This is a genomic window from Celeribacter ethanolicus (assembly GCF_001550095.1).
Taxonomy (GTDB): Bacteria; Pseudomonadota; Alphaproteobacteria; order Rhodobacterales; family Rhodobacteraceae; genus Celeribacter; species Celeribacter ethanolicus.
The window spans coordinates 1-16,824 of the sequence record NZ_LRUC01000046.1 but is presented as its reverse complement, the minus strand read 5'-3'; the positions used below and the strand labels follow the sequence as shown (position 1 = coordinate 16,824).

Here is a 16,824-nt window from a genome sequence, read left to right as displayed (position 1 = left end):
GGCTCGCCTCAAATCAGCGACTTCTTGTAGGCCTCCGGGTCCATGTCACGAATGTCGGCGCTGATCGCCTCAATCGTCGGACAGACCTGCCGCATCTTCGCGACCATGGCCTGCGACAGTCCAAGTTTCGCCTTCGGCGTTCGCCCCGTCAGCATCGAGATCGTCATATGGATGAAGGACCGCCGCCCGTCACCGAACAGGATCGCCTCGGACGGCACAAGCCGGACCTTGATATCCGCGCGCTGCATCACGCCACTCCCCGCCGCCGTCTCCAGAGCGGCGAGCAAGACGGCCTCCCGGTCGATGCCCGCCTCTGAGAAATACTCGATCACCACATGCGGCATCAGAAAATCCCGAAATATTCGTGCTGTTCCCATTCGGTGACGATGCTGAGATAGCGTTTCCATTCGGCGCGTTTCAGCGTCGACATGTATTCCGTGAACTCCGCCCCCAGAGCGTCGCGGAACAGGCTTCCACGCTCAAAGGCCTCGATGGCGGCGATCAGGCTCGGCGGCAGGGCCAGGGCGTCATTGTCATAGGGGTTCTCGACCGGTTCCGGCGCGGTCAGCCCCTGCTCCAACCCCGACACACCGGAGAGGATTTGCGAGGCGAAATAGAAATACGGGTTGGCGGTCGGCTCGGCCACGCGGTTCTCGATCCGGCTCGCCCCATCCCCCGGCACCATCAGCGCCCGCACCATGGCACCCCGGTTGTCATAGCCCCATTCGATCCGATCAGGCGCGAGCTGGAAGGGCTGATAGCGTTTGTAGCCGTTGACCGTCGGCGTGGTCAGAAGACAGCTTTCCGAAGCGTGCGCCAGAAGGCCAGCGATCCATGCCGAGACCTCCGGCGTCAAAGCCCCCGCCTCCGCCGGAATGAACACATTCTCCCCCTGCCCGTTCACCAGCGACTGATGCAAATGCCAACCGCTCGACGCGCTGTTGGACAGTTTCGGACGGCACATGAAGGTGGCGTGCAGGCCTTCGCGGGCGCAGACTTCTTTGACCATGGTGCGGAACATGATCATGTTGTCGGCATGGGTCATCGGATCGGCGGGCTCGAAGGTAAATTCAAACTGGCTCGGTCCCATCTCCACCTCGGTCGAGCGCACCGGCAGACCAAGCGCCTGCGCATTACGGCGCAAAAGGTCCATCACCGGTTCCAGCCGGTCGTAATTCGTCTCCGCGAGATACTGATAGCCCTGATCGAGAAGCCTGGTCCTGACCGGCTGACCGGGCATCCCCGCCTCGTGGTGGCCAAGGCTGTCGCCGTCCCGGTCGAACACATGGAACTCGACCTCAAGCCCGACGATAAGGCTATAGCCCAGCCCCGAAAGCTTCTCGACCGCCTTGCGCAGCACCGGGCGCGGCGCAAACGGGATCGGCGTGCCGTCACGCGTGTAGGGATCGCAGAACAGCCATGCCGAATGCGGCGACCACGGCAGGATGCGAAACGTCGCCGGATCGGGCACCAGCAACATATCCCCCGCCCCCGACATGGTCGCCATAACGCCTTCGCTTTTGCCGTCCCAGATCGGGAACACCGTGCGGTTCGACGTGTCCTTGAGCAACAGCGTGCCCGGCAGGTTCAGCCCCGAGCGGAACACCGAGGCCAAAGCGCCCGCCGTCACTGTCTTGCCTCTGAGCAACCCGTGCTGGTCGGCAAAGACCACGCGCACCGTCTCGACCTTGCCGCCATCAAGCTGGCCCAGAAGATCGGCGGCCTTTTGCACTTGGGCGGCGGACAAAAGCCCCTCGCGCGCGAGGCGGCCGGAGCTGAGTTTTTCGAGATAGGCGGAGGTCATGCGTGTGGTCCCCATTGACTTTGACGGGTTGGCTTTTGCGACGGGCCCCGAAAGGCCCGTCGAAATGGCGTTTTTAAACCGGAGCGGCGCTCAGATGATCGCATCCCAAGAGCAACCGCCGCGACGGATACCGTCCTCGGTCTTATAGGCTGCATCGACATCCCCGTCCGCAGCAATGGCATCGACAGAGATCGGCCCGAAGACGGTCGAAGCGTCCACCTTTTGCATCGGCAAGGCATCTTCACCGCCCTCCTTGAGCGCCGCAATCGCGGCCCGGAGCATGCGGCGATATTTGATGATCGCCACGTCGGATTTGCCCAAATGTTCATCGGTGCGATCCTGAATCGCCCCCATGCTTTCGACCGCCCATTGGTCATGCACGTTAATGTCGAGCCCCATACCGGTGTAGGTCTCGCGCTCCTGCTCGTCCGGGTTGTAGCCGTAATTGTTGCGCTTGTTCTTCAAGGGCGCGTAATCCGGCAGGCGGTGTTCTTTGAGGCGTTGTTCGCGCATCAGTTCCTTGTTCACCGGCTCTTTGAAGCTGGTGAAAATCGAGTACCAGTAGCAGTTTTCATCGTCGATCGGCACATGCCATTGGGTGATGATCATCTCCCGGCTCATCGGGATGGAGATCGCTTCCGGGAAGATCTGATTGGTGATGCGCACATGCACACGACCGTCGTCGAGATGACGCAGCGCGGTGATCTTGATGCCGAACTCGGTCTCGTCGACGGAGATCGCCGGGCGCGGGTATTCGCGCAGCAGTTTCGTCATCGGGATCTCGGTGTTCGCCGCCTTGTCCCGAAACTGTTTGCCGTAGCTGTCCGCCGGGTCCTCGTCCTGAAGGAAACGGTGCAGGAAAGAGGCGTGTGCCGGGTCGATGCCGACTTCCATGGCTTGCAACCAGTTGCATTCCCACAGGCCCTTGAAGGCGAAGACATGGCTGTCGGGGGCCCGGAAACAGTCGAAATTCGGGAATTCCGGCGGCTCGCCAGGCCCCATATAGGCCCAGACGATACCCGCACGTTCCTCGACCACATAGGACCGCGCCTTGATGTTTTCGTGCATGCGCGAACCTTCGGGTTCGGCGGGCTGTTCGACACATTGGCCGTCGCGGTTGAAATGCCAGCCATGGAACGGACAGCGCAGACCGTTGTCTTCAAGACGACCAAAACACATGTCGGCACCGCGGTGCGGACAGTGGCGCTGAATGAGGCCGAGCTTACCCTCGCTGTCGCGGAACAACACGAGGTCCTCGCCCATCAGCCGCACTGGCACCACCGGGCGTTTCGTGTTGAGTTCTTCGGACAAAGCGGCGGGTTGCCAATAGCGGCGCAACACCTCGCCCGCATCACTTCCCGGACCCACGCGGGTCAGACTGTCGTTCTGGCTTTGGCTCATCATGGTGGGGGTCTCCTTCCTATGAATAGACAGGTCCGGCTCAGGCCGGGACCTCGAAAACGGTGCCCGCAAGCTCGGGCGTGACTTTGATCTGACAGGACAGCCGACTGGTCTCGCGGCGCGGGCTTTCCGCGAAATCGAGCATGTCGGCCTCATAGTCGCCCGGGGCTTCGAACCCCTCGGGCGCATAGACGTGACAGGTGGCGCAGGACAGGCTGCCGCCGCATTCGCCTTCGATGCCGGGGATGCCTGCCATCACGGCGGCTTCCATCACGGTACGACCGGGCTGGACCTCGACCGGCGTCTCGGAGCCGTCGCTTTGGCGAAAGATCAGGGGGACGGATGTCATCTTGGTCTCCTCAGATATGGGCAGATATTGGTGTATTATCGCCCATTTGGTGTATTTTGATTTCAGACATGCGAAGACCGGAAGACCGGTTTTCGCGAGATGTGTTAGAGCCGTCCGGTGAGCAACAAAGAGATCGCCGGGAAGGCCAGAAGGATGCCGAGGCGGATCACATCGGTGATCACGAAAGGGATCACGCCGACCATGATTTTCGACAGCGACGTGCCGCGCGAGGCGCTCTTGACCATGAAGAGGTTCATGCCCACGGGCGGCGTGATCAGGCCAAGCTCCACCGTCACCACGGCGATCACCCCGAACCAGATCGGGTCGAATCCGTTGGCAAGGATCACCGGGAAAAAGATCGGCACGGTCAGGAGGATCATCGCGAGGCTTTCCATGAAGCAGCCGAGGATCACGTAGAACAGCAGGATGGAGAGCAGCACCTGCCAGGGGCCGAAGCCGCTGGTGTTCAGGAAATCAACGAGCGCGTTGGAGAGCTGGGAGGTGGAGAGCACGAAACCAAACACCTCCGCCCCGATCAGGATCAGGAAGATCGAACCGCTGGTGGCGATGGTCTCGGTGAAGGCCGCAATCAATTCGGCGCGCGACACTTTGCGCCAGAGTGCGAAGATCAGTGCGAGCGCAGCCCCAACGCCCCCCGCCTCTGTCGGCGTGAAGAAATTGCCGTAAAGCCCGCCCATGACGAGGCCGAAGAGCACGAGGGAGGGCGCAAACAGGCGCAGAATCTCGAAATGCCCTTTGGGCGCGATCTCCTCGTCGGTGATCTGCGACGCGCCCTCTTCCGGCGGCCAGATCTTTGCCATGATCAGGATCGTGACGAGATAAAGGAGGAAGGCGAGAATACCCGGCAGGATGCCCGCAAGGAACATCGTACCCACCGATTGCTCGGTGATCAGCGCGTAAAGCATGAGCGCGATGGAGGGCGGGATCAGGATGCCCAGAGTGCCGCCCGCCGCCAGAGACCCGGTGGCGAGACGGGTGTCATAGCCGTGGGATTTCATTTCCGGATAGGCCACACGGGTCATGGTAGAGGCGGTCGCGAGCGACGATCCCGAGACGGTGGAGAACACAGCACTCGCCGTCACCCCCGCCGCCGCCAGCCCGCCGGACCAGCCACGGGTCAGCAAAAGCGCGCCCCGGAACAGATCGGCGGCGACACCGGAGCGCGAGATCAGGTTGCCCATCAGCAGGAACAGCGGAATGAGCGTAAAGCTGTAGCTCGTCACCGTCTCGAACGTGGCGGTTTTCAGGATGCTGAGCGCGGGGGAGATGCCGATGATGGCGGAAAACCCGGCAAAGCCGACGGCGATCATGGCCAGCCCGATCGGCGCACCCAAAATGACGATGACGAACATCACAGCGATGGACATATATCCGATGATCAAGGGCGTCATCACGAGAGCTCCGCATGGTGGCCATCGGCGGTGAGCGCTTCTCTGAGCGCGATCACGGCCAAGGCAAGGCATTCGAGCGTATAGAACCCGTAGATCAGGAACATCGGAATGCGCAGGTCCTGAGTTTCCTCTCCGCGCCCGTAGGTTGCCACGGTCTCATGCCAGAACAGCCAGACCAGCACGATAGCGAAGGCCAGAATGCCGAAGAACCACAAGCGCGCAACCAAGGCTTTCAATAGCGGCGGAAACCGCCCGACCAACAGGTCGACCGCGATCATACCACCGTTCAGCGAGGCTGCGAGCGCCGCAAGCGCGACAATGCCCAACAGGTAAGACACCTGTTCGATCGCACCGGGGATCATGAAATTCACCGCCGTGTCGGTGGCGTCGAAAACGATCCGTGCAAGCACGTTGAAGCCCACAACGAAGACCATATAGAGCAGACAGAGCGCCGCGATGCCAAGACAGGCGGCCTCCATCCATCCGGCGATGCGCCGGATTGCGGAGATAAGCATGTGCGTTCCTGTGACTTGTGTCAGCTTTGGAATTGGACTGGTTTGATGATGACGGGCCGCAAAGGGATCGAACGGCCCGCCAGAAGATGAAACGGGCTCAGTTCAGCTCGGTCTCACAGTCCGAAACATAGCCTTTCACCGCCTCATAGGTCGCCGTTCCCGGCAGGCCCTGAGCGTTCAGGAAGGCGATATAGCTGTCGGTCGCGGCCTGTGCCGCCTCGTCCCATTTCGCGCGTTCCTCGTCGGACAGCTCGATCACGGTCGACTCGGTTTTCAGCCGTTCCAGCACTTTCGCGCCTTCCTCGTCATAGCCACGCCCGGCGGTCACCGCCCATTGCATGCCGGAATTGGCATCGACGGCGGCTTTGGCTTCGGGCGAGAGGGAGTCGTACTTGGCCTTGTTCATCGTCGAGATGAAGGCCAGTGCATAAAACCCGAACACGGTGTGATATTCGGTCAGTTCATCGAGACGGAAGCTGTCGACGCTTTCCCACGGCAGCATATAGCCGTCGATGGCCCCGCGTTGCAGCGCCTCATAGGTGTTGGGGGCAGGCATGCCCACCGGCTCGGCGCCCAGATTGGTCAGAAGCTCGCCCACAACCTGCGTCGGACGGCGCAGTTTCAGGCCCTTCATGTCCTCGAGCGTATAAACCGGCTTCTTGGAGGTGTGCAGATGCCCCGGATCGTGGGTGTGGACAAAGACGATATGCGTGTCGGCATATTCCTCATCCAAAGCCCCGGAGTCGTAGAGTTTCTGGAAGGCGCAGGAGCCGACCGCGCCGGTTTCGAAGAGGCCCGGAAGCTCCATGATCTGGCTCAGCGGGAAGCGCCCGGCGGTATAGCCCGGCACGGTCCAGGCGATGTCGGCAATGCCGGTGACGGCGTTGTCATAGCCCGCCGCCGCCTTGCCCAGCGTCTGCGCCGGAAAGACCTGAACGTCGACCGCGCCGCCCGACGCGGTTTCGACCGCCGTGGCCCAATCTTCGAAGATCGTCTGGTTCTGCCAACTTGCGGCTGACATGAAATGCGCATAGCGCAGCGTTTCGGCGGCATGGCCCGGAACAGCGGCCCCCAGCGCCAGCACGCTGGTAAGTGCGAGTTTTTTCAGCATGGCTATCCATTTCTCCCTGTTGGATTTGCTGTATGTAGATCCTGTGTCCCTTTTGGGATTCATCAGGTTTGTGCGATAATACACCAATTGGTCCGAATACGCACAGGCCTGTCAAGCCTCAAAGAGCCGTTCGACGGGTCTTGCCGGGGGTCGTACAATAAAGGCACAATATTTGGGCCGCTTTTTTTAAGAACCGAAGATCAAGGGCAAGAAACGTGCAGAGCGCCATCCCGACCAAAGACATTTCCCTCACCTTCATGAAAGGCATGACGGTGCTGCGCGCCTTCGACGAGACTCACAGCCGATTGACGCTCGCGGAAATCTCGCGCCTCACGGGGATCGAACGCGCCGTGGTGCGCCGTCTCGTTTTGACGCTCGTCTACCTCGGCTATGTCCGCAAGGACGAGAACCGCTATTCGCTCACACCGCATGTCCTTGTGCTCGGCAGCGGCTTTTTACGCGGCAACGAATTCGGTCGGGTGATCCAGCCGCTCATCGAAATGTGCGCCCGCGAGTTGGGCTATAGCGTCGGCCTCGCCATGCGCGACAGTTCGGACGCGGTCTATGTCGCGCAATCCTCGCAACAGAACGCCCGCTACACCTTCGGCTTCACGGTCGGCAGCCGTCTGCCGCTTCTGAGCACCTCGATCGGGCGGATGTTGCTCGCCTGGGGGGAGCCGGACTGGGCAAAGGAGATGATCGCGACGCTGGAGATCGAGCGCTTCACCGCCGAGACTCTGATGGAGCGTGCCCAGATCGCCGAGGCTGTACACAGGACCCGTGAGCGTGGCGTCTCCATCGTCGAGGGCGAATTCGAGGCGGGCGCGGTGGGGATTTCCGTGCCGGTGGGGCCTTTGGGTCGTTCAGAAACCGCGCTGGGTCTGTCGGAACCGCAAACCGCAATCCGGCCCGAGGACTACGACCGGCTCACGGAAATCCTGCACCGCTACGCGGCGCAGATCGCGACCGCTTTGAAATAGGTCTCAGTGCCCGTAGACCTCAACCCCGCGACGTTTGAGAAACGGATCGTTGACGAAGGTCCCAAGCGGCACAAGAGAGGCCACGAACGCCCGCCCCTTGTCGCGGCCCTGCCAGCCCAGGCCTCGCATCACGATCAGCATGAGTGCGAGATAGGCAAGGAAGGCATAGCCGTGAACCGGCCCCATCACCTTGACCCAACCCGGGTCCTCAAGCCCGTATTTGATCGGCATGGCGACGAAGAACAGCAGAATCGTGGTCACGCCCTCAATCAGGGCGATCACGCGGAACAGAGAGAACAGGCGCTTGTTTTTCGGCTCTTTCGGCGCGGGGGTCTGGGACATGCGGGCACTCCGGTGCGGTCTTGTTTTGGGGGCGTCTGGCGACGCTGAGCGCAGCGGCCGGACGGTGATTTGCGCGACCCTAGCAAACCGTGCCGCCAGGATGAACCCGCGCGCATTGCCGCAGGGCCACCCCGTCCTCGTTCGGTTCTGCGTCCACCGGATGGGTGGCCTCACATACGCAATCCGTGCAATCGGCGATGATCGGCCTCGCAAATATCGACTGACGTCGCGACAGGTGGAAATGGCTTTGGACAAAGCCGCCCGGGCTTCCTAGGCTGGGTCCGAAAGACACCGCCCGCAGGATCGCACATGCCGCCCCTGATCCCCGACACGCCACACACCAAACCGGCCGAGGAGCTGACCGCGCTCATGTCCGTCTCGCCAGAGCGGGGCCTGAACGCCGAAGAGGTCGCGCGGCGGCAAAAGGCGTTCGGCCCGAACCATCTGCGACAAAGAAAACCCCGAAACCTGTTGTCCATCCTCCTGGCACAATTCCAGAGCGTCGTAGTCTATCTTCTGGCCGCAGCCGCCGCGCTGGCGCTGGCGATGGGCGATCTGCCCGAGGCGCTCGCCATTCTCGTCGTTCTTCTGATCAACGGGCTGATCGGTTTTCTCACCGAAGCGCAGGCCACACGTTCGATGGAGGCACTGCGTCATCTGACCGAGACCCGCTGCCGGGTGCGTCGCGACGGTCAGGACCAGATGGTCGCGGCACAAGAGCTCGTCCCCGGCGACATCGTCGTGCTGGAGGCGGGCGATGTGGTCACCGCCGATCTGCGTCTGATCCGGTGCGCCGGGATGCAGGCCGACGAGTCGATCCTCACCGGCGAGGCCGTGCCGGTCGACAAGGTCAGCGCGCCCGTCCCCGCCGACACCGATCTGGCCGAGCGCCGCTCCATGGCATGGAAAGGCACCGCGATCACCCGCGGCACCGGCGAGGGTCTTGTGATCGGCACCGGCATGGAGACGGAAATCGGCCGGATCAGCCGTCTGGTTCAGGAAGCCCAGCCGGAGGCGACCCCGCTCGAAGCCCGGCTCGACCGGTTGGGGCAAAAGCTGGTCTGGCTGATGCTGGCGCTGGCCGGGGTGACCATTCTCGCGGGGCTGCTGCGCGGGCATCCGCTGGGCGAGATCGTCCAGACCGGCGTCGCGCTCGCCATCGCCGCCGTGCCGGAGGGGCTGCCGGTAGTGGCCACGCTCTGTCTGGCGCGCGGCATGTGGCGCATGGCCCGGCGCAACGCGGTGATCAACCGACTGTCTTCGGTCGAAACGCTTGGCGCGACGACGCTGATCCTGACCGACAAGACCGGCACGCTGACCGAGAACCGCATGACCGTGGTGCGCTATGTCACCCAGGACGACGCGCACCCGATCCCGCCCGGAACTGTCGCGCCCCCGCCCCCCGGTTCCGCACTGGAACTGGCGATGCGCATCGGCGCGCTGTGCAACTCTGCCGACATTGCAGAGCACGCCGAGGCCGCACCGACCGGTGACCCGATGGAGGTCGCGCTCCTGACCATGGCGCAGCGCGCAGGTCTTGCGCAGGGGCCGGACGGTCCCGTCACCGAACATGCCTTCGATCCCGAGCGCATGATGATGGCTCAAGTCCATGCCGAAGGTGCGGGCTTTCTCTATGCCGTCAAGGGCGCGCCCGAAGCGGTGATCGCAGCCGCCGAACAAGAGCTGTCCCCGGAGGGCCCCCGCCCGCTCTCTCCTGCGGCCCGCGCCGACTGGCGCAGCCGCGCTCAGGCCATGGCATCCGAGGGGCTGCGCTGTCTGGCACTGGCGATGAAACACGATCCCCTGCCCGATGCCGCGCCCTACGCGGGTCTGACCCTGGTGGCGCTGGTGGCGCTCGCCGACCCGCTGCGCGCCGACATCCCGGACGCCATCGCCGCCTGCCACCGCGCGGGCATTCGGGTGATCATGCTGACCGGCGATCATGCCGCCACCGCCACGCGCATCGCCTCAGACGCCGGCATCGGTAATGGAGAAACGGTGGCTTTGACCGGCAAAGATCTCGCGCGTTTCGACCCCGCGCAAATGGACGGCCCGGAGGCCAAGCGCATCGCCCAAAGCGCCGTTTTCGCCCGCGTCACACCCGAGACCAAACTCGCCCTGGTGCGGTTCTTCCAGAACGCCGGTCATGTCGTGGCGATGACCGGCGACGGGGTGAACGATGCGCCCGCGCTCCGCAAGGCCGACATCGGCATCGCCATGGGCCAGCGCGGCACGGAGGTCGCCCGCGAGGCCGCCGATGTGGTGCTGCGCGACGATTCCTTTGCCACGATCATAGCTGCGGTGCGCGAAGGCCGGATCATTTTCGACAATATCCGCAAATTCGTCGTCTACCTGATGTCCTGCAACATCAGCGAGGTTCTGGTGGTCGGGCTGGCGGTCGGCGCAGGGCTTCCGGCGCCGCTTCTGCCGCTGCAAATCCTGTTCCTCAATCTGGTGACCGATATTTTCCCCGCCTTCGCCCTCGGCCTCAGCCGCGGTGACGCAAGCGTGCTGGAGCGCGCGCCCCGCGATCCCGCCGAGCCGATCATGCGCCGGGCCGACTGGCGGCGGGTGATCGTGTTGGGCGGTGCGATCACGCTTGCGACCATCGCGGCTTTCCTCCTCGCGCTGCGCCATCTGGCCCTGCCGCCGCATCAGGCCGTGACCGTCGCCTTTCTGACGCTCGCTCTGGCGCAGCTCTGGAACGTGTTCAACGCCCGCGCGCCGGGCCCTCGGGGGGGGCGCGACGGCGACATCGGCAATCCCTATGTCTGGGGCGCGATCGCGCTTTGCCTGCTGCTGATCGCCGGGGCCGTGTTGATCCCCGGTCTGGCGACGCTGTTGCAACTGCCCTACCCCGGCCATACGGGCGTTCTTCTCGCACTCGGCATGAGCCTTGCGCCTCTGATCTTTGGCACCGCCTATCTCGTGCGCGCACACGATTGAGGCGGGATCAGCCGAACGGTCGGCTGGCCGCCGCCAGACGCCGATCCAGAAGCCGCCCACGCAAGCGCGACAGCTCTTCGGCACAGGAGGCATCCCCGGCGCGGTCCAACCGCTCGCCTTCGGGACTATCGAGATCGAACAACATCGGCGACACACCGCCCGCGAAATGCACATATTTCCACCGCGCCTCGCGCAGGATCGCCGCGCGGCACTGTTCGGGCGGCAGGCCAAATGCGCGCTCAAACCGCGTCGGTTGACCCGGCTCGCCGAATTCGACCTCCATCATCACCGCATCGCGCCAGTCTTGCGGGGCTTCCCCTCTGAGCCAAGGCATCAACGAGCGCCCGTCCATCTGTGCGGGTGCCACACCGCCCAGCCACTCAAGGATGGTCGGCGCAATATCGACGCTTTCCGTGAGCGCCGTCACGCGCCTCGGCACGCCGCCCGGCATGCGGATCATCAGCGGCACGTGATACGCCGCCTCGAAGACGCTGTCCTTGCCCCAATGCCCGTGATCGCCGAGCATCTCGCCGTGATCGGCACAGAGCACCACCATGGTGTTTTCCGTCTGCCCTGTCTCGTCGAGAAACTGCATCAGCCGCCCGATATGGTGATCGACCTCCGCCAAAAGCCCGAGATAGGTCGCGCGCACCTTGGCCGCAGTCTCCTCCGAAATCGAAGCGCAATCGCCATCGAAGCCCCAGAACATGCCGAACTGGCTCCGCTCCGACTGCCATGCCGCCACGAAAGGATGATCACAAGCGCCTTTGATCGGTGCAGGCACCTTCGATGGGGCAACCAAATCGTTATAGGGCGCAGGGGCGACGAAAGGCGGATGCGGGCGGATATAGGTCACATGGGCGAACCACGGTTTTGATCGGCGCACCGCCATGGCACTGAGCGTCCGGTCGGTCAGATAAGCCGTGTCGCTGTCCTCCGCCCGATAAAGCGCGGGGCCGCCCAGCACATCGCCTTCGGGCCGGTAGAGCCGCCAGATGTCCGGGCTCTCCGCCTGAAACGTGCCATAGCCTTTGGCCTGAAGATAAGCGGGCCATTCCACCCCCTGCTCCAGCCGCATCTCTACGATTTCACGAAACCCCGGCAAGACGCTTTCGTAAATGCGATTGTCCGGGTCATTCGGGTGCAGCCCCGACGGGTCGGGCTGAGTATCCGTATAGCCGAACAGCAAGGGTTCATAGCCCAACTTGCGCGCCTCGAGCGCAATGTTACCCGTCCCCGGAGCCAGCGGCGCACCGTTGCGGATCGCACGGTGGCTCATGGCATATTGCCCCGTGAGCAGGCTCGCCCGCGACGGGCCGCAGGGCGCAGTCACGGTGAAATGGCGCTCAAAGCTCACGGCACCGGCGCGAAACGCATCGAGGTTCGGCGTCGGCAGCGCCTCGGCAAGCGCACCGAACACGGCATCGGCGCGTAGCTGGTCGATGACGATGAACAGCACATTGTTTTTCCGTGCCCGGTTCCCTGTCCCTGCGGTCATGCGCGTCCTCATGTCTTCGTCACCGGCGACTGTCCACCGGATGGGTCGCTTTGACAAGCGACCACGACACGCGCAGACCGAAATCTCCGGGAACATGGCGTTCGGAGCAAGCATGCGCCCGGCTCTCCGTCTCTTTTCCGGAAAAGTTCAGGCGCAATCGGGCGAGGCCCTACCAGCTCAAGCTCCGAATGCAAGGTCGATCCTCTCGGCTCATCTGCGGCGAAACAGGCCCTGCCTTTCAGTCCAGAAAAGTCAACTCAGGCTTCCGGCAGACGGGGACATCCCCCTCAAGAAACTCCAGAAATCTCTGTACATACCGCCGCTTCCTACAGCTCTCCGCCCAAACCATGAAATACCCGTCCCCGGTGCGCACCGCTTTCGGGAACGGTGCCACAAGCTGGCCGCCGGACAATGCGGACGACGTCAAAACCAGATCGCCGATCGAAAGCCCGTGCCCGGCCATCGCGGCCGCGTTGCCCTGCTCAAGCGTGTCGAAGACCTGGCCCTGAGAAATATCCGCCTGCTCCGACATTCCGGTCCGCCCGAGCCAGCGCCGCCAGTCGCGCCGGTCCGGTGACGGGTGAATGAGATCGTATTTCCCGAGATCGCGGCCAAGATCGCGAGACATCGACGGAGCACAGATCGGGATCAGCCATTCATCAAAGAGTTTTGCGCTGCGGGTGCCAGATCCAAACTGACCGGACCCGAGCAGAATGGCGCAATCGTAAGGCTCGGTGAAAAAATCCACCGTGTCGATATCCATCCAGACACTGGAAATCTGCACGTCGAAACCGGGGGCACCGGCCCGAAAACGGCTGACGCTGTCAAGCAGCCAACGCATCGTCAGGGTCGAAGGCGCCTTGATCCGCAACACGTTTCTCTCGCTCTGAAAGACGCGGCAGGCGTCCTCGATCTGTTTGAAACCGTGTTTCAGACCTTCCGCAAAGATCTGCCCCTGCGGGGTCACTTCAAGCCGGGGGCCGTGCCGGTGAAACAGTTTACGCCCGAAATGTGCCTCAAGCGTCTTTATATGTTTGCTCACGGCACTTTGCGTCACGTTCAACTCCGCCGCCGCTCCGGTGGCCGAGCCGGTTCGGGCGGCGGCTTCGAAAGCGCGCAAAGCATAGAGAGGCGGGAGGGGTCTGTTCATGATCGAAACGCCCTATCGAAACTTTTACTCATGATAAACGACAAAATTTTCCATTTTTCAAGATCATGCCCCGCGCCGATAAAACCTCTGACCTTCAGCGGGAGAGGACATTTTTCATGCCGAATTTTTCACGTTTCATGGCATTTCATCGGGTCATATTGCCGATCGGCCTGTCCTTGAGGCCCGCCGGAAAGTGCGGGAGGATCGACTGACAGCAACGGAAACTGCCGTAGAATTATGATATTTACGACTGAATTGCCGACAGACCGCCAGCCTCCCCACATTCCGAACCAAACCAGAGAGGTCGCCCCTCATGAATTTCACACTTCTGTTCGCCTATCTGACCTCTATCGTCCTGCTGATCGCGACGCCGGGGCCGGTTGTCGCACTGGTGCTCACTACGGCGGCAAAACGTGGACGGCGTCAGGCGATTCTCACAGTCTTGGGCACCAACTGGGCCTCCCTTGTCCTGATCGGCACCGCGGCTCTGGTGATTTCCGGCCTGTTGACCATCGACGCCAGAGTGCTGACATGGGTCAGTCTCATCGGGTGCCTGTTCATCGCATGGATGGCCATTCAGGCGCTCCATCACACGTCGCCCCCTCCGGAGGCACAGCCCACTGAGCAATTACAATTGGCACGGCGCGGCGCATCGCCCCTGTTGCACGGCTTTCTCGCAGGCATTTCCAATCCAAAGGACATCCTGTTCTTCGTTGCCTTTTTTCCGCAATTTGTCGGCATCACAAACCGCCACGAGATCAGCCTCATCATCCTGACCTTGCTCTGGATTCTTTTCGATTTCGCGATTCTCGTGAGCTACGCCGCCGCGATCCACACCAGCGCCTTCCGTCGCCACGCGCATCAGATCGCGCAAGTCTCCGCCGTCTTTCTGCTCTGCGTCGCCATCGCAGGGGGAGCCTATTCGGCCAACGACCTGCTTTTCGCCACACATTGAGCGGCGAGCCATAGCATCACTCACCAGAAAAACACCAATCAAGCCCCCCCGGGCCGAGATCCGGAGCGACCTGCAAATTGCGCATTTCTGTGACAGCCTGAAAATATTTACCGAATATTCATCAAAACCCATTTGCCACTTCGGGCTCCACATGCATTCTTGTGCCAAATGTATCGAGGTCAGGGAGAAAGAATTTCGCTTTCCGCCCTGGCATCACGTCAAAAAGTTTGGTCGCGCCGACCTCAGGTTCGGTCTCTGCGCGAACGTTGAAGGGACTATAGGGACTATTATGCCATATGAATTTTCAGGGAACTTTTCCGTCAAGCAACGTGCAGTGCTGATCGCCTCCGCCTCTGCGCTGGCCTTGATGGTGGGCCTTGGCGGGCAGATCGCCAGCGCGGACACGCTTTACTGGGATGGGACAGACACCTCCGCCGATGCCGATGGCGGCACCGGCACCTGGACGACAGGCGGCACGAACTGGGATGACGCGGCCACTTCCGGCACCGAGACAGCCTGGTCGGACGGCGACGATGCGGTTTTTACGGCGGCCCCTGGCACTGTGACGGTGAACAGCGCGGGCGGCGCAGTGGTGGTCAATGACCTGACATTTGACTCGACCATCCTGAGTCCATCCTCGAACACCGTTGAGGGCGACACGCTGACCACCGCAAATGGCGACACCTCCATCATCATCGGCGAAGAAACCGTCTACTTCAACACAGACCTCGACGGCAGCGCCAACTCCACCGCCTTCACACTCTCCGGCACATCATCGAGCTCTTTCTCCCAGCTCGCTCTTCACGGGACCATCTCCGGCGGCTCCTTCACCCTCGAAGACAGCACCAGACTGTCGATCAGTGACGGCACACTCGATGTCGGCACCGGCACCATCGCGGTCACCGAGGACTCTTATCTCAACAGCAACAACCCGGCCAATGTGCTCACCGGGGACATCACGGTTGGAACAAATGCGCGTCTCACCTCCTACGGGACCGTGAACGGCGACATCACCAATGAAAGCGGATCGGCCTTCACCGCCTCGCTGGGCGGCACGGTCAATGGCGACATCACCAACACCGGCTCCACCGCCGACATGACAGTGACGTCTCTCGACCTCAACGTCACAGGCGATGTGACCAACACCGATGGCGCAACGCTGAACCTGGACGGCGATCTCACGGTCGGCGGCACCTTCACTCAGGACGACAATCCCTCGGATGCCGGCGATGTCAACTTCAATGGCAAGACCCTGAGCGCCGATATTGTCGACATCGACGCGGATATCACCATCGGTGACGGCACCAATGGCGGCACGCTCAACTCTACCACATCGACAGATATCGAAACCGACGCCACGGTCACCCTCGCGGACAGCAGCGCCAATCTGACATCGGACGGCACGATCACCGTCAACGGCACGGTCGACAATACCCATGGCGGCGTAATCTCTGCCACGACCGTGAATGTGAATAACGGCAGCATCGACACCAGCGGCACGTTCACCGCAACGACCACCAATGTCACCGCAGGAGACGGCGAAACCGCCGCGCTCAACAACACCGGCACGATCACCGGCAATATCGCAATCAGCAGCACCGGCACCGGCGCAGCCTCTGTCACCAACGACACGAGCGCGACAATCACCGGAAACGTAACGGTGGGCCCGGCCGACAGCGGTTCGGCCAGTTTGGCCAACAGCGGAGAGATCTCCGGCACCGTGACCGTCGATGCGAATGGCACGTTTACCATGGACGACGGCTCTGTCGGCGCGCTGGTCAACAACACGGATGGGACCTCGACCCTGACGGGTGGCGAGGTCACCGGCACCACCACGGTCACCGGCGGCACGGTGACCTCCTCGGGCGATCTGACCGGCGGCGCGACGGTGACGGGCGGTACGCTCGACATCACCGGCGGCACCTCGGGCGCGGTCACCAACGCCAGCACGCTCGAACTGGGCGGCGGCACCGTGGCCTCCGTAACCCAGAGCGGCGGGTCGACCACCGTCGACGGCGACACCACCGTGACCGGCACGACCGACATCAACGGTGGGACCTTCGCGGTCAATTCCGGCGCCACCCTCACCGGCAGCGTCGATCTCGATGCAGCCGCCACCTCCGGCACCATCTCCGGCACGGTCGACGGCGATGTCACCAGCGCCACCGATGTCGACGTGGCGAGCACCGGCGAAGTCACCGGCACGCTGTCGAACTCCGGCACGGGATCGAGCAACGCGGGCACGGTCGGCGCGCTGGTCAACTCCGGCGGCACCTTCGACAACAGCGGCACCGTCACCGGCACCACCACGGTCACCGGCGGCACGGTGACCTCTTCGGGCGATCTGACCGGCGGCGCGAC

Annotated in this window: 14 protein-coding genes; 4 read left to right on the top strand and 10 right to left on the bottom strand. The window is 62.6% G+C overall.

The features are described 5' to 3' along the window. Positions 1 to 8: 8 nt before the first annotated feature. The 7 genes from NH195_RS16660 to NH195_RS16630 all read right to left on the bottom strand — a co-directional run bounded on the left by NH195_RS16660 (position 9) and on the right by NH195_RS16630 (position 6,592). The gene (locus NH195_RS16660; RefSeq protein ID WP_066709533.1) at positions 9 to 344 is read right to left on the bottom strand and encodes a 5-carboxymethyl-2-hydroxymuconate Delta-isomerase; all 336 of its coding nucleotides are present in this window, start codon (positions 342 to 344) and stop codon (positions 9 to 11) included. Beyond that, the gene (locus NH195_RS16655) at positions 344 to 1,819 is read right to left on the bottom strand and encodes a glutamine synthetase family protein (protein ID WP_238379789.1); all 1,476 of its coding nucleotides are present in this window, start codon (positions 1,817 to 1,819) and stop codon (positions 344 to 346) included. The genes NH195_RS16660 and NH195_RS16655 overlap by 1 nt, the downstream gene beginning before the upstream one ends. Before the next feature lie 75 nt (positions 1,820 to 1,894). Beyond that, positions 1,895 to 3,208, bottom strand: a complete 1,314-nt coding sequence (locus NH195_RS16650; protein WP_066709528.1) for an aromatic ring-hydroxylating dioxygenase subunit alpha — start codon at positions 3,206 to 3,208, stop codon at positions 1,895 to 1,897. 37 nt (positions 3,209 to 3,245) lie between these two features. After that, on the bottom strand, positions 3,246 to 3,554 hold the full coding sequence (locus NH195_RS16645) for a 2Fe-2S iron-sulfur cluster-binding protein (RefSeq protein WP_066709525.1): 309 nt from the start codon (positions 3,552 to 3,554) through the stop codon (positions 3,246 to 3,248). Between the two features lie 104 nt (positions 3,555 to 3,658). Continuing rightward, the gene (locus NH195_RS16640; protein ID WP_066709524.1) at positions 3,659 to 4,966 is read right to left on the bottom strand and encodes a TRAP transporter large permease; all 1,308 of its coding nucleotides are present in this window, start codon (positions 4,964 to 4,966) and stop codon (positions 3,659 to 3,661) included. Further along, the gene (locus NH195_RS16635) at positions 4,966 to 5,481 is read right to left on the bottom strand and encodes a TRAP transporter small permease (protein WP_066709521.1); all 516 of its coding nucleotides are present in this window, start codon (positions 5,479 to 5,481) and stop codon (positions 4,966 to 4,968) included. The genes NH195_RS16640 and NH195_RS16635 overlap by 1 nt, the downstream gene beginning before the upstream one ends. Before the next feature lie 97 nt (positions 5,482 to 5,578). Further along, positions 5,579 to 6,592 carry a TRAP transporter substrate-binding protein gene (locus tag NH195_RS16630; RefSeq protein WP_066709515.1) on the bottom strand — a complete coding sequence of 338 codons (1,014 nt, stop codon included), beginning with the start codon at positions 6,590 to 6,592 and terminating at the stop codon, positions 5,579 to 5,581. A gap of 215 nt (positions 6,593 to 6,807) precedes the next feature. Between NH195_RS16630 and NH195_RS16625 the strand changes: the two genes are divergently transcribed. After that, positions 6,808 to 7,572: an IclR family transcriptional regulator gene (locus NH195_RS16625; protein ID WP_066709512.1), complete on the top strand. Its 765-nt coding sequence runs from the start codon at positions 6,808 to 6,810 to the stop codon at positions 7,570 to 7,572. Between the two features lie 3 nt (positions 7,573 to 7,575). On the opposite strand, the gene NH195_RS16620 is transcribed toward NH195_RS16625, so the two are convergent. After that, the gene (locus NH195_RS16620) at positions 7,576 to 7,914 is read right to left on the bottom strand and encodes a DUF3817 domain-containing protein (protein WP_066709509.1); all 339 of its coding nucleotides are present in this window, start codon (positions 7,912 to 7,914) and stop codon (positions 7,576 to 7,578) included. Between the two features lie 309 nt (positions 7,915 to 8,223). On the opposite strand from NH195_RS16620, the gene NH195_RS16615 reads away from it, so the two are divergent. Beyond that, the gene (locus NH195_RS16615) at positions 8,224 to 10,860 is read left to right on the top strand and encodes a cation-translocating P-type ATPase (protein ID WP_066709506.1); all 2,637 of its coding nucleotides are present in this window, start codon (positions 8,224 to 8,226) and stop codon (positions 10,858 to 10,860) included. A 7-nt stretch (positions 10,861 to 10,867) separates the two neighbouring features. On the opposite strand, the gene NH195_RS16610 is transcribed toward NH195_RS16615, so the two are convergent. Further along, complete coding sequence (locus NH195_RS16610; RefSeq protein WP_066709503.1) at positions 10,868 to 12,358, bottom strand: alkaline phosphatase family protein; 1,491 nt, start codon at positions 12,356 to 12,358, stop codon at positions 10,868 to 10,870. Positions 12,359 to 12,596: 238 nt separating this feature from the next. After that, positions 12,597 to 13,508 carry a LysR family transcriptional regulator gene (locus NH195_RS16605; RefSeq protein ID WP_066709500.1) on the bottom strand — a complete coding sequence of 304 codons (912 nt, stop codon included), beginning with the start codon at positions 13,506 to 13,508 and terminating at the stop codon, positions 12,597 to 12,599. Between the two features lie 313 nt (positions 13,509 to 13,821). On the opposite strand from NH195_RS16605, the gene NH195_RS16600 reads away from it, so the two are divergent. Both NH195_RS16600 and NH195_RS16595 read left to right on the top strand, forming a co-directional pair. Continuing rightward, positions 13,822 to 14,463: a LysE family translocator gene (locus NH195_RS16600; RefSeq protein WP_066709497.1), complete on the top strand. Its 642-nt coding sequence runs from the start codon at positions 13,822 to 13,824 to the stop codon at positions 14,461 to 14,463. Positions 14,464 to 14,752: 289 nt separating this feature from the next. Further along, the coding region (locus NH195_RS16595; RefSeq protein ID WP_162265886.1) for a beta strand repeat-containing protein at positions 14,753 to 16,824 on the top strand (2,072 nt) is incomplete at its 3' end.